Origin of the sequence: Mycobacterium decipiens, from assembly GCF_963853665.1 — a bacterium.
Classification (GTDB): domain Bacteria; phylum Actinomycetota; class Actinomycetes; order Mycobacteriales; family Mycobacteriaceae; genus Mycobacterium; species Mycobacterium decipiens.
This window is the reverse complement of record NZ_OY970459.1, coordinates 3,596,627-3,612,967: the sequence shown is the minus strand read 5'-3', so window position 1 is coordinate 3,612,967 and position 16,341 is coordinate 3,596,627. Positions and strand designations below refer to the sequence as shown.

Below are 16,341 nucleotides of genomic sequence, written 5' to 3'. Positions count from 1 at the left end.
CCACCGCCCCGCGACGATGCGGCCGACGCGGCCGCTGAGGACGGGGGGCGATTGAGCACCGCCCCGCGACGATGCGGTCGACGCGGCCGTTGAGGAGGGGGCTTTGAGCAGCGCGCCAGTGTCCGTCGTGAGTTGGGAGCAATCGGCATGACGATCGATCCCGAGGCTAAGCAGCAGGACGTCGAAGCGTGGACCACGTTCACGCAGAGTTTGGACATTCCTGACTGGATCTCGAAGGCCTACATCGACAGCTATCGAGGACCGCGCGACGACTCGTCGGAAGCCGCCGGAGCCGGTCGGGTTCCCGCTGCCCTGGTGACGCCGGCCATGCTGAGCGCACACTACCGGCTTGGCTCTCACCGGCCGGCCGGTGAGAGCTGTGTCGCGGTGTACCCGGCGGAGGACCCCGCCGGGTACGGGCCCGCGCTGCAGGTGGTCACAGAGCACGGCAGCATGCTGATGGATTCGGTCACGGTGCTGCTACACCGGCTCGGGGTGCCCTACACGGCGATCCTGACCCCGGTGTTTGAGGTGCACCGCAGCGCGACGGGAGAACTGCTGCGCGTCCGACCGAAAGCCGACGGTACCTCGCCGTACCTGGGCGAGGCCTGGATGCACGTTGCGCTCTCGCCCTCCGTCGACAGCAAGGCGCTTGCCGAGGTCGAACTGCTGCTGCCCAAAGTGCTGGCCGACGTCCAGCGCGTCGCCACTGACGCCGTGGCGCTGAGCGCCACCCTGAGCGAGCTGGCGGGAGAAGTCGAAGCCAATTCCGACGGCCGCTTTTCGGCTCCTGACCGCCAGGATGTCGGGGAACTGTTGCGCTGGCTGGGTGACGGGAACTTCCTGCTGCTGGGCTACCAGCGGTGCCGGGTGGCTGACGGGACGGTCTACGGCGAGGGGTCGAGCGGCATGGGTGTGCTACGCGACCGCACTGGTTCGCGCCCCCGGCTGACCGACGAGGACAAATTGTTGGTCTTGGCCCAAGCGCGCGTCGGCAGCTACCTGCGCTACGGCGCCTATCCCTATGCCATCGCGGTCCGCGAATACGTCGACGGCAGCGTCGTCGAGCACCGCTTCGTCGGGCTCTTCAGCGTCGCCGCCATGAATGCGGACGTGCTGGAAATCCCGACGATCTCGCGCCGGGTTCGCGAGGCGCTCGCGCTGGCCGAAAGCGATCCGAGCCACCCGGGCCAGCTGCTGCTCGACGTCATCCAGACCGTTCCGCGCCCAGAGCTGTTCACCCTGAGCGCCCAGCGGCTGCTGACGATGGCCAAGGCCGTGGTCGACCTCGGATCGCAACGGCAGGCGTTGTTGTTCCTGCGCGCGGATCGGCTGCAGTACTTCGTCTCGTGCCTGGTCTATGTACCCCGAGATCGCTACACCACCCCCGTGCGCTTGCAGATCGAGGACATCCTGGTCCGCGAATTCGGGGGCACGCGATTGGAGTTCACCGCTCGGGTCAGTGAATCACCCTGGGCGCTCATGCATTTCATGGTGCGCCTACCCGAAGAAGGCGCGGCGGGCAGAGCGGGCACCGCTTTCCCGCCCGTCGATGTCTCCGAAGCAAACCGGATCCGGATCCAGGGCCTGCTGACCGAAGCCGCGCGAACCTGGGCCGACCGGCTGATCGGCGCCGCAGCGACCGGTTCGGTCGGACACGCCGACGCCGAGCATTACGCCGCCGCCTTCCCCGAGGCCTATAAGCAGGCCGTGACCCCGGCCGATGCCATTGGCGATATCGCCGTCATCGCCGAGCTGACCGACGATTCGGTCAAGCTGGTGTTCTCCGAACGCGACGAGCAGGGAGTCGCGCAACTGACCTGGTTCCTCGGTGGACGCACCGCCTCGCTGAGTCAGCTGCTCCCGATGCTGCAGAGCATGGGCGTCGTGGTGCTCGAAGAGCGGCCATTCACCGTCACCCGGCCGGACGGCTTGCCGGTGTGGATCTATCAGTTCAAGATCTCGCCGCATCCCACCATCCCGCTGGCCTCGACCGTCGCCGAGCGGAACGCCACAGCGCAGCGATTCGCCGAGGCGGTGACCGCGATCTGGCATGGCCGGGTCGAGATCGACCGATTCAACGAGTTGGTGATGCGCGCCGGGCTGAGCTGGCAGCAGGTCGTGTTGCTGCGTGCCTACGCGAAGTACCTACGACAGGCGGGCTTCCCGTACAGCCAGTCCTACATCGAATCGGTGCTCAACGAGCACCCCGCCACCGTTCGGTCCTTGGTCGATCTGTTCGAAGCGCTTTTCGTTCCGGTGCCGTCGGGATCGCCGAGTAACCGCGATGCCCAAGCTGCCGCGGCCGCTGTCGCCGCGGACATCGACGCGCTGGTGAGCCTGGACACCGACCGTATCCTACGTGCCTTCGCGTCGCTGGTTCAGGCCACGTTGCGCACCAATTACTTTGTAACAAGCCAGGATTCGGCTCGCAGCAAGGACGTGCTCGCGCTGAAACTCAATGCCCAACTGATCGACGAACTTCCGCTGCCGCGCCCCAAATTCGAGATCTTCGTGTACTCACCCCGCGTTGAAGGTGTGCACCTGAGGTTCGGCCCCGTAGCACGGGGTGGGCTGCGCTGGTCGGATCGCCGCGACGACTTCCGTACCGAAATCCTCGGCCTGGTCAAGGCGCAAGCGGTGAAAAACGCTGTCATCGTGCCGGTCGGCGCCAAGGGCGGCTTCGTCGTCAAGCGTCCGTCGCTGCCAACCGGCGACCCCGCTACCGACCGCGACGCCACCCGCGCCGAAGGGGTCGCTTGCTATCAGCTGTTCATCTCGGGGTTGCTCGACGTCACCGACAACGTCGACCATGCGACCGGAGGCGTCAACCCACCACCCGAGGTGGTGCGGCGTGACGGCGACGACGCCTACCTCGTGGTGGCCGCGGACAAAGGCACTGCCACCTTCTCCGACATTGCCAACGATGTCGCCAAGTCCTATGGATTCTGGCTGGGCGACGCGTTCGCTTCGGGCGGATCGGTGGGTTACGACCACAAGGTGATGGGCATCACGGCCCGGGGAGCCTGGGAGGCCGTCAAACGGCATTTCCGGGAGATCGGGGTCGACACCCAGACCGAGGACTTCACCGTCGTGGGCATCGGCGACATGAGCGGCGACGTGTTCGGCAACGGCATGCTGCTGAGCAAACACATCCGGCTGATCGCCGCCTTCGACCACCGGCACGTCTTCCTCGACCCGAACCCCGACGCCGCGGTGTCGTGGGCGGAACGCCGGCGGATGTTCGAGCTGCCTCGGTCCAGCTGGAACGACTACGACAAATCCCTAATCAGCGAGGGTGGCGGCGTGTACAGCCGCGAGCAGAAAGTCATCCCGGTCAGCGCGCAGGTCCGCGCCGCCCTCGGCATCGAGAGCTCGGTCGAGGGCGGGGTCGTCGAGATGGCGCCGCCCAACCTGATCCGGGCGATACTGCAGGCGCCGGTGGACCTGTTCTTCAACGGCGGCATCGGCACGTACATCAAGGCCGAGTCCGAGTCGGACGCCGATGTCGGCGATCGCGCCAACGATCCGGTACGGGTTAACGCGAACCAAGTGCGCGCCAAAGTCATTGGCGAAGGCGGCAATCTCGGAGTTACGGCATTGGGCCGCGTCGAATTCGACCTGTCAGGCGGCCGGATCAACACCGACGCGCTGGACAACTCGGCCGGCGTGGACTGCTCGGATCATGAGGTCAACATCAAGATCCTGATCGACTCGCTGGTGAGCGCGGGCAAGGTTCGAGCCGACGAACGCACACAGCTGCTGGAGTCGATGACCGATGAGGTCGCCCAGCTGGTGCTCACCGACAACGAACATCAGAACGACTTGATGGGCACCAGCCGCGCCAACGCGGCCAGCCTGCTACCGGTGCACGCGATGCAGATCAAGTACCTGGTGGCCGAGCGGGGGGTCAACCGCGAATTGGAGGCGCTGCCCTCGGAGAAGGAGATCGCGCGGCGCTCCGAGGCCGGAATTGGGCTCACCTCGCCCGAACTCGCCACCCTGATGGCGCACGTCAAGCTCGGGCTCAAAGAGGAGGTACTGGCCACCGAGCTGCCGGACCAGGATGTCTTCGCCTCCAGGCTGCCCGGGTACTTCCCGACGCCGCTGCGCGAACGGTTCACCCCGGAGATCCGTTCCCACCAGTTGCGCCGCGAGATCGTCACCACCATGCTGATCAATGACCTGGTGGACACCGCCGGCATCACTTATGCATTCCGGATCGCCGAAGACGTTGGTGTCACGCCGATCGACGCCGTGCGCACCTATGTCGCCATCGATGCCATCTTCGGGGTGGGTCACATTTGGCGTCGGATCCGTGCGGCGAACTTGCCTGTTGCGCTGTCGGACCGGTTGACGCTCGACACCCGTCGGCTGATCGACCGTGCCGGGCGCTGGCTGCTCAACTACCGTCCGCAGCCGTTGGCCGTCGGCGCCGAGATCAACCGATTCGCAGCAATGGTCAAAGCACTGACGCCGCGCATGTCGGAGTGGTTGCGTGGCGACGACAAGGCCATTGTCGAAAAAACGGCCGCGGAATTCGCATCGCTTGGTGTGGCAGAAGACTTGGCCTACCGGGTCGCAACCGGCCTATACCGCTACAGCCTGCTCGATATTATCGACATCGCCGACATCGCTGACATCGACGCAGCCGAGGTCGCTGATACCTATTTCGCTCTGATGGACCGGCTGGGCACCGACAGCCTGCTGACCGCGGTGTCCCATCTGCCCCGAAACGATCGGTGGCATTCGTTGGCGCGCTTGGCGATTCGTGACGACATCTACGGTGCGCTGCGGTCGTTGTGCTTCGATGTGCTAGCCGTGGGGGAGCCCGACGAGAGCAGTGCAGAGAAGATCGCCGAGTGGGAACACCTCAGCGCCTCCCGGGTGGCGCGGGCGCGCCGGACGCTCGACGACATCCGCGACAGTGGTCAGACGGATTTGGCGACGCTGTCAGTGGCGGCGCGGCAGATCCGCCGCATGACACGAACGAGCGGGCGAGGAATTTCGGGGTGAGCGTCGGGTTCGTCGCGCCGGTGGGAGTGCGTTGGTCCGACATCGACATGTACCAGCATGTCAACCACGCCACCATGGTCACGATTCTCGAAGAGGCGCGGGTCCCGTTTCTCAAGGACGCTTTTGGCGCCGACATCACCTCCACCGGTCTGCTGATCGCCGATGTCCGGGTGACCTACAAGGGCCAACTGCGGTTGGCTGATTCGCCGCTGCAGGTGACGATCTGGGTGAAGCGGCTGCGGGCGGTCGACTTCACGCTTGGGTACGAGGTGCGGTCGGTCAACGCCGAGCTCGCTTCGAAGCCCGCCGTCATCGCCGAGTCACAACTGGCCGCGTTCCACATCGAGGAACAGCGGTTGGTGCGACTATCGCCACATCATCGGGAGTACCTGCAACGGTGGCTACGGGAATAGGGGAGGAAATCCGGGACGGAGCCGAGCGTGGGTTGTGGCTTCCCGACCCGGCCCAGCGCGCGGATCTGGCCACGTTCGTGGATCACGCGCTGCGGCTCGACGATGCCGCGGTCATCCGAATACGCGCACGGTCTGCCGGATTGCTATCGGCTTGGGTAGCAACGGGTTTCGATGTGCTGGCCAGTCGGGTGGTGGCCGGCAAAGTGCGACCCGATGATCTGTCGGTGGGGGCACCGGGACTGGCGCACGGTTTGGCCATAATGGATGCCGCGGGCTATGTCGATCCCGGTTACTCGATGGACTCGGCGTGGCGGGGTGGGTTACCCCCGGAATCCGGCTTCACCCACCTTGACGACGTACCGGCCCGGGTGGTGCTGGACCTGGCGCAGCGTGGCGCGCGGCTGGCCAAGGAGCACGGCAGCTCCCATGGTCCGCCGGTCTCGCTGCTCGACCAGGAGGTCGTTCAGGTCAGCTCGGCGGACGTCGTCGTGGGGCTGCCAATGCGCTGCGTGTTCGCTTTGACCGCAATGGGTTTCCTGCCGCAGTCACCGGAAGCGATCGACGCGGACGAGATGATCCGGGTACGGATCCTGCCGACGTGGTTGCGTCTCGACGCCCGCTTCGGCTCGGTTTACCGGCGCCGCGGCCATGCGGCGCTGGTGCTGCGGTGACGCCGACCGATTCGAGATCGAATCCCGCCCGGATCGCCTGTGACAGTGCCCGTTGCGGATCGGGCAACAGGTGGTGACGTACCCGGATTTCGGTTCCGCTGGGTCGCAGTCATACGCAAAGTGGATCGACGGATCTGGTGTCTTCCTCCAGTGCCAGCCGCAGGGGAGTGACGACGGAATCGGGGGTTCCGGCGAGATAGTTCAGCGCAAGCGCTTGTAGAGCGTTTGCGAGTGAGCGGACGGCATCGCTCAACTCGGCGGGCGTCGCGGGCTCCGCACTGAGACGCCTCAGGAGGTAGTCGCCGCCGCTATAGAGCGCGAGGCGTGCGTTGGCCGCCACCGCTAGATCACCGGTAGGGTCACCGGGTACCGGGTTGGCTTGGTTGGTATTCAAAATGGCTGCCTGACGCACGATCCGGTGTGCGGCGCAGACGTGTTCCTTCGCATCGGAAACCTGTTGGTCGGTGAACGTGGGCGCCGATGGAGTCGCTACTGGATCGCTGTGCGGTTGCGGGTGGAACCACCCGACGATGCCAACGCCTAACGCGACGACCGCAACGGCTAGGGTCGCCAGGATAGACCACCGCCCGGGCGATCGCGGAGTCGTTGGGGGTGCCGACTGCGACGATCCGTCCCGGTCTGGTGCGGGCACCCCCCACGGGGGACCCTGCTCGGGATAGGGTTCGACAAACGGAGTATCCGACATCGGCCGATGGTATCGCTGACCGCCGACGGCGCTACCGCGCCGACCGACGACTCTCGCGTGGCCATCCCCCTACCTGCTACACCAGCCAGGCCGCGGCGTTGGGTGGCAACCGGCCGTCCACCAACGGCGAGCTGGCCAGCAGCAGCTCGCCCGCCGGCAGTGCGAGCGGCCGGTCGCCGGCGTTGAGGGCGCACACCAGCCCGCCGGGGCGGCGGAATAGCAGCGCACTGCGCGGTGCGGTGAGCCACTCGATGTCACCACCGTCGAATTCGGCACGCTCCCTGCGTAGTTGGAGCGCGCGCCGGAAGAACGACAACGTTGAGTCGGCATCGGCGAGCTGCTTTTCGACGGTCAGCGCCGCCCATTCCGGCGGCATCGGCAACCAGGTGTCGGCGCACGTAGAAAACCCGAATGGGGGGTCCTGGCCCGACCACGGAATCGGGACCCGGCAGCCATCGCGACCGCGTTCGGTATGTCCCGAGCGTTCCCAGGTCGGGTCCTGCAGCGCCTCGTCCGGCAGCTCCACGTCCGGCAAGCCCAGTTCTTGACCGTTGTAGAGGAACACCGCACCCGGCAGGGCAAGCAGCACCAGCGCCATTGCCCACGCCCGGCGCAGCCCGATCTCGCCGCCGCCATACCGGGTGACTTCGCGTCCCACGTCGTGGTTGGCCAGCGTCCAGGTGGGGGTGGCATTTTCGATCGCCGCGGCGGCCAACGAGTTGCGCACCGCGTCGCGAATTTCGGCGGCGTTGAAATCGATCCGCGCCAGCCGGAAATTGAAACCGAGATGCAGTTCGTCGGGCCGCAGATACTCCGCCCACCGGGCGTTGTCGTGCACCCACACCTCGCCGACGGTCACCGCTCCGGGGTACTCGTCGATCACCGTCCGGATGCCGCGGTGAATCGCGTGCACGTCCGGGTGGTTGAAGCGTGGGTCGTCATCGGTGTGGTGCAGCACCTCGATGCCAAGATCCTGCGAATCCGGCAGACCTTCCGGCTTGGCCATGCCGTGCGCCACGTCGATGCGGAACCCGTCCACGCCGCGTTCCAGCCAGAAGCGCAGCGTCTTCTCGAAGTCGTCGAAGACATCTGAGTTGTCCCAGTTCAGATCGGGCTGCTCGGTATCGAAAAGGTGCAGATACCACTGGCCGGGAGTGCCGTCCGCTTCGACCACCCGTGTCCAGGCCGGTCCGCCAAACACCGATTCCCAGTTGTTCGGCGGGAGCGTGCCGTCGGGGTCGCGACCGTCGCGAAAGAAATAGCGTTCCCGTGCTGGGCTGCCCGGGGCGGCCGCCAGTGCGGCCTGAAACCAGGGGTGCGCCGAGCTGGTGTGGTTGGGCACCACGTCCATGGTGACCTTGATGCCCCGCAGATGTGCCGCCGAGATCAGCCGTTCGAACGCGGCCATACCGCCGAACAGCGGGTCGATGTCACGGGGATCGGCGACGTCGTATCCGTGGTCTGCCATTGGCGAGACGGTGACGGGGTTGATCCAGATCGCATCGACACCGAGCCGTTGCAGGTGGTCAAGCCGGGCCGCCAGTCCGTCCAGGTCGCCGACTCCATCACCGGTGCTGTCGGAGAACGACCGCGGATAGACCTGGTAGAAGACCGCGCGCGACCACCACGGCGCATTCATGTGGCCGGCCATCAAAACGAGGAGTTGACGAGTGAGTGGGCGGCCATCTCCAGATAGTCGAGCAACTCCCGACGGTGCTCGTCGTCGAGTGTCTTCGAGTCGATGGAGGCGACGGCGGTGTGCATGCACCGCAACCAGGCGTCACGCTCGAGGGGAGTGATCCGGAAGGGGGCGTGCCGCATGCGCAGCCGGGGGTGGCCACGTCGCTCCGAGTAGGTTCGCGGGCCACCCCAATACTGCTCGAGAAACATCCGCAATCGTTCCTCGGCGGCCACCAGATCCTCTTCGGGATACACCTGGCGCAGTATCTCGTCCTCGGCGACCTGCGCATAGAAACGCGACACGATCGCGTCGAAGGTGTTGGCACCGCCGACAGCGTCATAGAAAGACTTTGGCATCTGATCCATCCCCTCCATTGTGGTCCATTTGCCGGGGCGGACCTGCCGGCCCCCGGTTTGTTCACCGGAGCGACACGGCGTGGACGTGGCATTTGGCGTGCGATTGGCCGCGAATCATGGTGGACTGTTCCGCGGAGGATCTATGGCGCACGGCAAGAAGCGCCGCGGCCACCGCAGTTCGGGTGCCGCGGCAGGCGTAACCGGGCCCGCCGCATGCCTGCACAGCGTCGACACCCATCCGCCCAACCGCCACGAGAGCGCATCGATCTGGAATCGCCGGCGGGTGCTGTTGCTGAACTCGACTTACGAACCGCTTACCGCGTTGCCGATGCGCCGCGCCATCATCATGGTCATCTGCGGTAAGGCTGACGTGGTGCACGACGACCCAGCCGGGCCGGTCATCCACTCGGCGACCCGCTCGATCGTGGTGCCATCGGTGATCCAACTGCGGTCCTACGTCCGGGTTCCCTACCGGGCCCGGGTCCCCATGACCCGCGCCGCGCTGATGCACCGTGACCGCTTCTGCTGCGCCTACTGCGGCGCCAAGGCCGACACCGTCGACCACGTGGTACCGCGCAGCCGCGGTGGTAGCCACTCGTGGGAGAACTGCGTTGCGTGCTGCTCGCCGTGTAATCACCGTAAGGGGGACAAGCTGCTCACCGAACTTGGCTGGGCGTTGCGCCGTGCGCCGCTGCCGCCGACCGGCCAGCATTGGCGGTTGCTGTCCACGGTCAAAGACTTGGACCCGTCCTGGGCGCGATACCTCGGTGAGGGTGCGGCCTGAAAACTCGGTGGGATACGGTTTGCTCGTGAGCGCTATGGAGATCCACCTCTTCTTTGTCGGAATTCCGTTGTTGTTGGTGGTCGTGCTGTCGGTGCTGATCTGGTCCCATAAGGGCCCGCATCCCGCGACCTACAAACTGTCGGAGCAATGGACACATCCGCCCATCCTGTGGGCCGCCACCGACGAGGTCGTCGGTAGCGCCCACGGCGGGCATGGGCACGACGCTTCAGATTTCACGGTTGGAGGTGGCGCCAGTGGCACATGGTGATGTTGCGACGATCGAGCACGCCGAGCTGCCCGAGGGCTGGGTGCTGACCACCAGTGGACGGATCTCCGGGGTCACCGAGCCCGGGGAACTGTCCGTGCATTACCCATTCTCGATCAACGACCTCGTCGCCGTCGACGACGCGCTGACCTACGGGTCGCGGGCGTCCAAGGCGAGGTTCGCCGTCTACCTGGGCGAACTGGGTAGTGACACCGCCGCACGGGCCCGAGAGATTCTGGCCAAGGTGCCGACCCCGGACAACGCCGTGCTGATCGCGGTCTCGCCCAACCAGTGCGCCATCGAGGTGGTCTACGGTTCGCAAGTCCGGGGCCGTGGTGCCGAGTCGGCGGCTCCGCTCGGGGTCGCGGCCGCGTCCGCAGCGTTCGAGCAGGGCGAACTGATTGACGGGCTGGTCAGCGCGATCCGCGTGCTCAGCGCCGGTATCGCGCCGGCCTAGTTGCTCGCCCGCGAGCGTCCTCAGATGTGCGGTCCGCGCGGCGTGTCGGCGTACAGGCACTCAGTGTCAGGGTGGCAGTGCCGCATTCGCGGGGGATTTCAGACAGCGGCGTCGAAGGTGCGGGCCTTCAACGACCGCTTCACCGCGGCCTGGCCCTCTAGCACCAGCCGGCGCAACGCCGGCGGAATCTCAGGGGCGCTCAGGAACTTATCGGCGGCGGCGATACCCTCCTCGCTGATGTCCCAGTAGGGATACAGGCCGATCACCACCGATTGCGCGACTTCGCTGGATCGCCGTTCCCACACTCCGGGGATCGCCTGGAAGTAGCGTGCGGTTAACGGCTTGAGCAGCTCGCCTTGTCCGGGCGCGGCAATGCCCGCGATGATCGCGCGGCCGGTGGCGTTGGCCAGGGTGTCGTCCTCGACCACCGTGCTGAATGCCTCATCCTTGACGTCGAATTGCGGCCGTGCCGCGCGGGCCTGGGCGGCATGCCGCTTGCCGGCAGCTGTCGGGTCGCGGTGGGCTTCGGTGTCGATTCTCGGTGACGCCGGCCCGTCGGCGTCGATGGCGCCGGCGGTGGCCAGCGCGGTCACCATGCGCCAGCGCAGGTCGGTATCGACGTCCAAGCCCGCCAATCCGCGTTTGGCGGGATCACCCTCGAGCAAGGCCGCCAGGGTCTCCACCTGCCGGGCGGACAATACCGACGAGCACAGCGAGTTGATATAGGCCAGCTGATGGTCCGATCCGGGCTCGGCTTCGCGCGCTAACTCCAACAGCCGGTCGGCGAACCGCGGCCACCCCTGCTCGCGGGCCCAGCCGGGCTCGGCATAGGACCCCAACGCCGTCTGCGCCTGCAGCAGTAGCCGCTGCGCCACCCCGACCTCGGTTTCGGCGTGCACGCCGCCGGACACTAGCGCGACGAAATCCCGGGCGCGCAGTTCGGCCTCGCGGGTCATCTCCCAGGCCGCTGACCACACCAGCGTGCGCGGTAGTGGGTCAGCGATGTCAGCGATCCGCGCCAGCGCGGTCTGTAATGACTCGGCGTCCAGCCGCAGCGAACAGTAGGTCAGGTCGTCGTCGTTGACCAGAATCAGTTTCCCGCGCGAAACACCAACCAGCGCAGGGACGTTCGTGCTCGGACCCGAGACGTCGAGTTCCTCGCGGTGCACCCGCACCAGCTTGCCGGAACCGTTGGAACCGTCATCGTCGTAGATGCCCACCGCCAACCGATGCACCCTGGTCTCACCCGCACCGGGTGCAGCGCCGCTCTGTGTCACCGCGAACCGGGTAAACCTGCCCCCACTGCCGTCACTGTCGTCGATGTCGAAGTCCGCCCGCAACGTGTTGAGCCCAGTGGTCTTCAGCCACTGCTCGCCCCAATTCGACAGGTCACGGCCGGAGGCCTTTTCCAGCGCGGCCAGCAGATCATCGAAGGTGGCATTGCCGAAGGCGTGCCTGCGAAAGTAGTCGCGCAGCCCGGCCAGAAAGCGCTCCAGCCCGACATAGGCAACAAGCTGCTTGAGCACCGAAGCGCCCTTGGCGTAGGTGATCCCGTCGAAGTTCACCTCAACAGCGGCCAGGTCGGGGATGTCGGCGGCGATGGGGTGTGTCGACGGCAACTGGTCCTGGCGGTACGCCCACGACTTCTCGACCGTCGCAAACGTCGTCCAGGCCTCGGTGAATTCGGTGGCTTCGCTTTGGCACAGCACCGACGCGAAGGTGGCGAAAGACTCGTTCAGCCACAGGTCGTCCCACCACGTCATGGTGACCAGGTCGCCGAACCACATGTGGGCCATCTCATGCAGCACGGTTTCGGCGCGCCGTTCATACGATGCCCGGGTGACCTTGCTGCGGAAGACGTAGTCCTCGAGGAACGTCACCGCGCCGGCATTTTCCATTGCTCCGGCGTTGAATTCGGGGACGAAGAGCTGGTCGTACTTGCCGAACGCGTATGGCATGCCAAAGTGCTTGTGGTAGAAGCCGAATCCTTGCTTGGTCTGGGTGAACAGCCGCTCGGCGTCCATGTGTTCCGCCAGTGTGGCCCGGCAATAGATGCCGAGCGGGATCTCGCCGTGTTCGTCGCGGTAGGTGTCGTGCCAGGCGGCGTATGGCCCGGCGATCAAAGCCACCAGATAGGTGCTCATCCGCGGGGTGGTGGCGAAGGTATGAACCCCGTCTTCGGCGGAGGTGGGTGCGCCGTTGGAGACCACCTTCCAATGCGTAGGCGCGGTCACCCGCAGGTCGAAGGTGGCCTTGAGGTCGGGTTGGTCGAAGCACGCGAACACGCGTTTGGCGTCCGCGGTTTCGAACTGCGAGTACAGGTAGGTCTCGCCGTCAACCGGGTCAACGAACCGATGCAGGCCCTCGCCGGTGTTCGAGTAGCAGCAGTCGGCGTCGACGATGACGACGTTGCGGTCGGCCAGCCCGCGTAGCGGGATCCCGGTCGATTCGTCATATCCGGAGACGTCCAGGTCCCGGCCGTTGAGGCTGGCGCTGCGGACGGTGTCGGCGGCGATGTCGATGACCGTGTCGGCGCCGGCGAGCGCGTCGAACACCACGGTGGTGGTCGAGCGGAAAGTACGTTCGCCGGGAGCGCCTCCACTATCTGAGCCGTCGGTCAAATCGAGGCTGATCTGGTAGTTGTCGACGGTGATCAGGGCGGCGCGCTCGACGGCCTGGTCTCGGGTGAGGTTTGGAAGGGCCACGGCGTCCAACTTAAACGTGTCGGCGGGAACAGGCGTGGGGCGGCCACGGTTGTGCTGGGTGGCTATTGAACCGCCCCTAACTTTCTAGGACTTTCTAGGAGAGGACCCGCATATGCCCGAGAAGTCTGTCGCCGACTTTTGGTTCGATCCGCTGTGTCCGTGGTGCTGGATCACGTCACGCTGGATTCTCGAGGTCGAGAAGGTTCGTGATATCGAGGTGAACTTCCACGTCATGAGCTTGGCGATACTCAACGAAAACCGGGAAGACCTGCCCGAGCAGTATCGCGAAAACATAAAGAGAGCTTGGGGGCCGGTGCGGGTGGCGATCGCCGCCGAGCAGGCCCATGGCGCCGCCGTCCTGGACCCGCTGTACACCGCGATGGGTACCCGGATCCACAACCAGGACAACAAGGACCTCGACGAGGTCATCAAGCAGTCGCTGGCCGACGCGGGTTTGCCCGCGGAGCTGGCCGACGCCGCTGACAGCGACGCCTTCGACGACGCCCTGCGTAAGAGTCACCACGCCGGGATGGACGCGGTCGGCGACGACGTCGGCACGCCCACCATCCACGTCAACGGTGTAGCGTTCTTCGGCCCGGTGCTGTCAAAGATTCCGCGCGGCGAGGAAGCCGGAAAGCTCTGGGACGCCTCGGTGACCTTCGCGGCCTACCCACACTTTTTCGAGCTCAAGCGGACTCGCACCGAGCGGCCCGAATTCGACTAGACGCCGACTCCCTCTCGCCGGGCGCCCGCCGACGCCGGTCGCAGCCTCGTGCAGAATGTCGGGCATGCGCGTCTACCTGGGGGCCGACCACGCCGGATACGAACTTAAGCAGCGGATCGTTGAGCACCTCAGGGAATCCGGACACGAGCCGATCGACTGCGGCGCGTTCGGCTACGACGCCGACGACGATTACCCCGCGTTCTGCATTGCGGCCGCCACGCGCACGGTGTCTGACCCGGACAGCCTGGGCATCGTGCTGGGCGGATCGGGCAACGGTGAGCAGATCGCCGCGAACAAGGTGCCCGGGGCCCGCTGCGCGCTGGCGTGGAGTGTGCAGACCGCGGCGCTGGCCCGCGAGCACAACAATGCCCAGTTGATCGGCATCGGCGGCCGCATGCACACCGTTGCCGAGGCGTTGGCTATCGTCGACGCCTTCGTGTCCACGCCTTGGTCGAAAGCGCAGCGCCACCAACGCCGCATCGACATTCTCGCCGAGTACGAACGTACTCACGACGCGCCGCCGGTACCCGGCGCCCAGGGCTGAGAGCGCCCGTGCCCGAAGGGCATACCCTGCACCGGCTGGCCCGGTTACACCAGCGCCGGTTCGCCGGTGCACCGGTTTCGGTGTCCAGCCCCCAGGGGCGATTCGCCGATTCGGCTGCCGCGCTGGACGGCCGCGTGTTGCGGCGGGCCAGTGCCTGGGGCAAGCATCTCTTCCATCACTACGCTGGCGGTCCGGTGGTGCATGTACATCTCGGGCTCTACGGCACCTTCACCGAATGGGCACGCCCCCGGGCCGGGTTGCTTCCCGACCCGGTCGGGCAGGTGCGGATGCGGATGGTCGGCGCCGAATTCGGCACGGACTTGCGCGGCCCGACGGTATGTGAGGTAATCGACGACGGCCAGGTCGCCGACGTGGTTGCCAGGCTGGGACCCGATCCGTTGCGCGGCGACGCCGACCCGTCGTGGGCATGGTCCCGGATCACCAAGTCTCGCAGGCCTATTGGTGCACTGTTGATGGACCAAACGGTGATCGCCGGTGTTGGGAACGTCTACCGCGCTGAGTTGCTGTTTCGGCACCGCATCGACCCGTACCGGCCCGGCCGCGGGATCGGCGAGCCGGACTTCGACGCAGCCTGGACCGATCTGGTGTCGCTTATGAAGGTCGGCTTGCGCCGCGGCAAGATCATCGTGGTACGTCCCGAACACGACCATGGTCCGCCGTCATATCGGCCCGACCGGCCCCGCACCTACGTGTACCGCCGGGCCGGCGAAGCGTGTCGGGTGTGTGGGGGAGTGATCCGCACGGCACTCCTCGAGGGCCGCAACGTCTTCTGGTGCCCGACCTGTCAGACCTGACCGGCCGGCGGCCACCGGTCTAAGCGGCGTTTACCCCTAGCGCGGCGTAGACCTCGTTGGACAGGGCGACGCTGCGCGGGTCCGCGTTGGCCTGGGTGGCGTCGAAGCGGTTCATGACGTACGCGTAGCCGATCCGGTGCTCAATGTCGACGAACCCGAACGAGCCGCCGAGGCCGCCGTGCCCGAAAATCCGAGGGTTGGGTCCGTTGACGCCGCGCTGATTGAGCATGTAGCCCAGGCCCCAGCCATGGTCGGCGACCCTCGGCCCGAGCACCAGATCGGTGTCGAAGCCGCCCTGCGAAACCCGGACCCGGTCCATCTGTGCGCGACTGAGCAGTCTTTCCTGGGCGAGCGCGTTGTAGAACGTCGCCAGCCCCAATGCTGACACCTGTCCGTTGGTGCCGGGGAACTCGATCTGGCGCCACAGCTGCAGGTCGTTGGAGCCGAGTTCGTCGTCGGGGGCGAATCCCATCGACACCGACAATGCGGCCTTGGGGTGATCGTCCAGGCTGGTGGGGTCGCCGGGGGCCTGGACGTCGGCCAGCACTTGGCGGATGTGTGGCTTGTTGACCCGATCGGCGCAGCGGCCCTGTTCGGTCGGATGCAAGCCGATGTGGATGTCGGCGCCCAGCGGCTTAGCGATCTCGGTGCGCAGGTACTGACCGACCGTGCGCCCGGTGACCCGGCGGAACACCTCGCCGAGGATGAAACCGAAGGTGGTCATGTGGTAGCCCTGCGCGGTACCCGGCTCCCACCACGGTTCGGCGGCGGCCAGCTGGTCACAGACAAAGTCCCAGTCGGCGACCTGCTCCCAGCTCAGCCGTTGGCGCGGCCCGATAGCGCCGGAGCGGTGGCTTAGCACCATTGCCAGGGTGATGGTCTCCTTGCCGGCCTGCCCGAATTCGGGCCAGTAGTCCGCCACCGGCGCGTACAGGTCAAGCTCACCGCGGTCGGCGAGCCGATGGACACAGGTGGCGGTAAGTGCCTTAGTGCCGGACAGCACGGTGGACAGCGTGTCGTGTTGCCACGGCCGGGTACCGGCGGCGTCGGCGAAACCGCCCCACAGGTTAACGACGAGATCGCCGTCCACCCACACCGCGACGGCCGCGCCGATCTCGTTGTGCAGTACAAAGTTGCGCTCGAACGCGTCGCGTACCTTGACGAACTTCGACGCGCATGAGCCCTTGACATCGACGTCGCTCAT

14 protein-coding genes are annotated in these 16,341 nt (G+C 66.2%); 9 read left to right on the top strand and 5 right to left on the bottom strand.

All coding sequences use genetic code 11. From position 1 onward, the window contains the following. The first annotated feature begins 147 nt into the window (after nucleotides 1-147). Genes AADZ55_RS15915 through AADZ55_RS15905 form a run of 3 tightly spaced genes read left to right on the top strand, consistent with a single transcriptional unit; the run spans nucleotide 148 to nucleotide 6,100 of the window. Complete coding sequence (locus tag AADZ55_RS15915) at nucleotides 148-5,016, top strand: NAD-glutamate dehydrogenase (RefSeq protein WP_085324453.1); 4,869 nt, start codon at nucleotides 148-150, stop codon at nucleotides 5,014-5,016. Next, nucleotides 5,013-5,429, top strand: coding sequence for an acyl-CoA thioesterase (locus AADZ55_RS15910; RefSeq protein WP_085324454.1), 417 nt, complete (start codon nucleotides 5,013-5,015; stop codon nucleotides 5,427-5,429). The genes AADZ55_RS15915 and AADZ55_RS15910 overlap by 4 nt, the downstream gene beginning before the upstream one ends. Before the next feature lie 8 nt (nucleotides 5,430-5,437). Further along, nucleotides 5,438-6,100 carry a hypothetical protein gene (locus AADZ55_RS15905; protein ID WP_085324543.1) on the top strand — a complete coding sequence of 221 codons (663 nt, stop codon included), beginning with the start codon at nucleotides 5,438-5,440 and terminating at the stop codon, nucleotides 6,098-6,100. Between the two features lie 109 nt (nucleotides 6,101-6,209). Here the strand turns inward: AADZ55_RS15905 and AADZ55_RS15900 are convergent, their stop codons facing one another. From AADZ55_RS15900 to AADZ55_RS15890, 3 genes are all read right to left on the bottom strand, one after another. Then, complete coding sequence (locus AADZ55_RS15900) at nucleotides 6,210-6,806, bottom strand: hypothetical protein (RefSeq protein WP_242670027.1); 597 nt, start codon at nucleotides 6,804-6,806, stop codon at nucleotides 6,210-6,212. A 76-nt stretch (nucleotides 6,807-6,882) separates the two neighbouring features. Beyond that, nucleotides 6,883-8,457: a glycoside hydrolase family 13 protein gene (locus AADZ55_RS15895; RefSeq protein ID WP_085324455.1), complete on the bottom strand. Its 1,575-nt coding sequence runs from the start codon at nucleotides 8,455-8,457 to the stop codon at nucleotides 6,883-6,885. Continuing rightward, on the bottom strand, nucleotides 8,457-8,843 hold the full coding sequence (locus AADZ55_RS15890; protein WP_119184932.1) for a globin: 387 nt from the start codon (nucleotides 8,841-8,843) through the stop codon (nucleotides 8,457-8,459). The genes AADZ55_RS15895 and AADZ55_RS15890 overlap by 1 nt, the downstream gene beginning before the upstream one ends. Before the next feature lie 142 nt (nucleotides 8,844-8,985). Here AADZ55_RS15890 and AADZ55_RS15885 point away from each other — a divergent pair, with 142 nt between their 5' ends. Genes AADZ55_RS15885 through AADZ55_RS15875 form a run of 3 tightly spaced genes read left to right on the top strand, consistent with a single transcriptional unit; the run spans nucleotide 8,986 to nucleotide 10,349 of the window. Then, the gene (locus AADZ55_RS15885; RefSeq protein WP_085324545.1) at nucleotides 8,986-9,627 is read left to right on the top strand and encodes an HNH endonuclease; all 642 of its coding nucleotides are present in this window, start codon (nucleotides 8,986-8,988) and stop codon (nucleotides 9,625-9,627) included. 34 nt (nucleotides 9,628-9,661) lie between these two features. Further along, nucleotides 9,662-9,895: a hypothetical protein gene (locus AADZ55_RS15880; protein WP_085324457.1), complete on the top strand. Its 234-nt coding sequence runs from the start codon at nucleotides 9,662-9,664 to the stop codon at nucleotides 9,893-9,895. Further along, nucleotides 9,882-10,349: a DUF5130 domain-containing protein gene (locus AADZ55_RS15875; protein WP_207569053.1), complete on the top strand. Its 468-nt coding sequence runs from the start codon at nucleotides 9,882-9,884 to the stop codon at nucleotides 10,347-10,349. Before AADZ55_RS15880 ends, AADZ55_RS15875 begins: the two co-directional genes overlap by 14 nt. A 98-nt stretch (nucleotides 10,350-10,447) precedes the next feature. On the opposite strand, the gene pepN is transcribed toward AADZ55_RS15875, so the two are convergent. Then, entirely contained in the window at nucleotides 10,448-13,054 is a 2,607-nt protein-coding gene (pepN, locus tag AADZ55_RS15870; protein WP_085324459.1) for an aminopeptidase N, read from the bottom strand. A 112-nt stretch (nucleotides 13,055-13,166) separates the two neighbouring features. Between pepN and AADZ55_RS15865 the strand changes: the two genes are divergently transcribed. The 3 genes from AADZ55_RS15865 to AADZ55_RS15855 all read left to right on the top strand — a co-directional run bounded on the left by AADZ55_RS15865 (nucleotide 13,167) and on the right by AADZ55_RS15855 (nucleotide 15,137). Further along, entirely contained in the window at nucleotides 13,167-13,778 is a 612-nt protein-coding gene (locus tag AADZ55_RS15865; RefSeq protein ID WP_085324460.1) for an Rv2466c family mycothiol-dependent reductase, read from the top strand. A gap of 64 nt (nucleotides 13,779-13,842) precedes the next feature. Beyond that, nucleotides 13,843-14,322: a ribose-5-phosphate isomerase gene (locus tag AADZ55_RS15860; RefSeq protein ID WP_207569054.1), complete on the top strand. Its 480-nt coding sequence runs from the start codon at nucleotides 13,843-13,845 to the stop codon at nucleotides 14,320-14,322. A gap of 8 nt (nucleotides 14,323-14,330) precedes the next feature. Further along, a complete protein-coding gene (locus AADZ55_RS15855) occupies nucleotides 14,331-15,137 on the top strand; it encodes an Fpg/Nei family DNA glycosylase (RefSeq protein ID WP_085324462.1) in 807 nt (268 codons plus the stop codon). A 19-nt stretch (nucleotides 15,138-15,156) separates the two neighbouring features. Here the strand turns inward: AADZ55_RS15855 and AADZ55_RS15850 are convergent, their stop codons facing one another. Beyond that, complete coding sequence (locus tag AADZ55_RS15850) at nucleotides 15,157-16,341, bottom strand: serine hydrolase domain-containing protein (RefSeq protein WP_085324463.1); 1,185 nt, start codon at nucleotides 16,339-16,341, stop codon at nucleotides 15,157-15,159.

Excerpts from the sequence above, each read along its gene's own strand:
- AADZ55_RS15915 (WP_085324453.1), top strand. The coding sequence starts at position 148 with ATGACGATCGATCCCGAGGCTAAGCAGCAGGACGTCGAAGCGTGGACC.
- AADZ55_RS15900 (WP_242670027.1), bottom strand. The coding sequence starts at position 6,806 with ATGTCGGATACTCCGTTTGTCGAACCCTATCCCGAGCAGGGTCCCCCG.
- AADZ55_RS15895 (WP_085324455.1), bottom strand. The coding sequence starts at position 8,457 with ATGGCCGGCCACATGAATGCGCCGTGGTGGTCGCGCGCGGTCTTCTAC.
- AADZ55_RS15890 (WP_119184932.1), bottom strand. The coding sequence starts at position 8,843 with ATGCCAAAGTCTTTCTATGACGCTGTCGGCGGTGCCAACACCTTCGAC.
- AADZ55_RS15885 (WP_085324545.1), top strand. The coding sequence starts at position 8,986 with ATGGCGCACGGCAAGAAGCGCCGCGGCCACCGCAGTTCGGGTGCCGCG.
- AADZ55_RS15880 (WP_085324457.1), top strand. The coding sequence starts at position 9,662 with ATGGAGATCCACCTCTTCTTTGTCGGAATTCCGTTGTTGTTGGTGGTC.
- AADZ55_RS15865 (WP_085324460.1), top strand. The coding sequence starts at position 13,167 with ATGCCCGAGAAGTCTGTCGCCGACTTTTGGTTCGATCCGCTGTGTCCG.
- AADZ55_RS15860 (WP_207569054.1), top strand. The coding sequence starts at position 13,843 with ATGCGCGTCTACCTGGGGGCCGACCACGCCGGATACGAACTTAAGCAG.
- AADZ55_RS15850 (WP_085324463.1), bottom strand. The coding sequence starts at position 16,341 with ATGAGCGACGTCGATGTCAAGGGCTCATGCGCGTCGAAGTTCGTCAAG.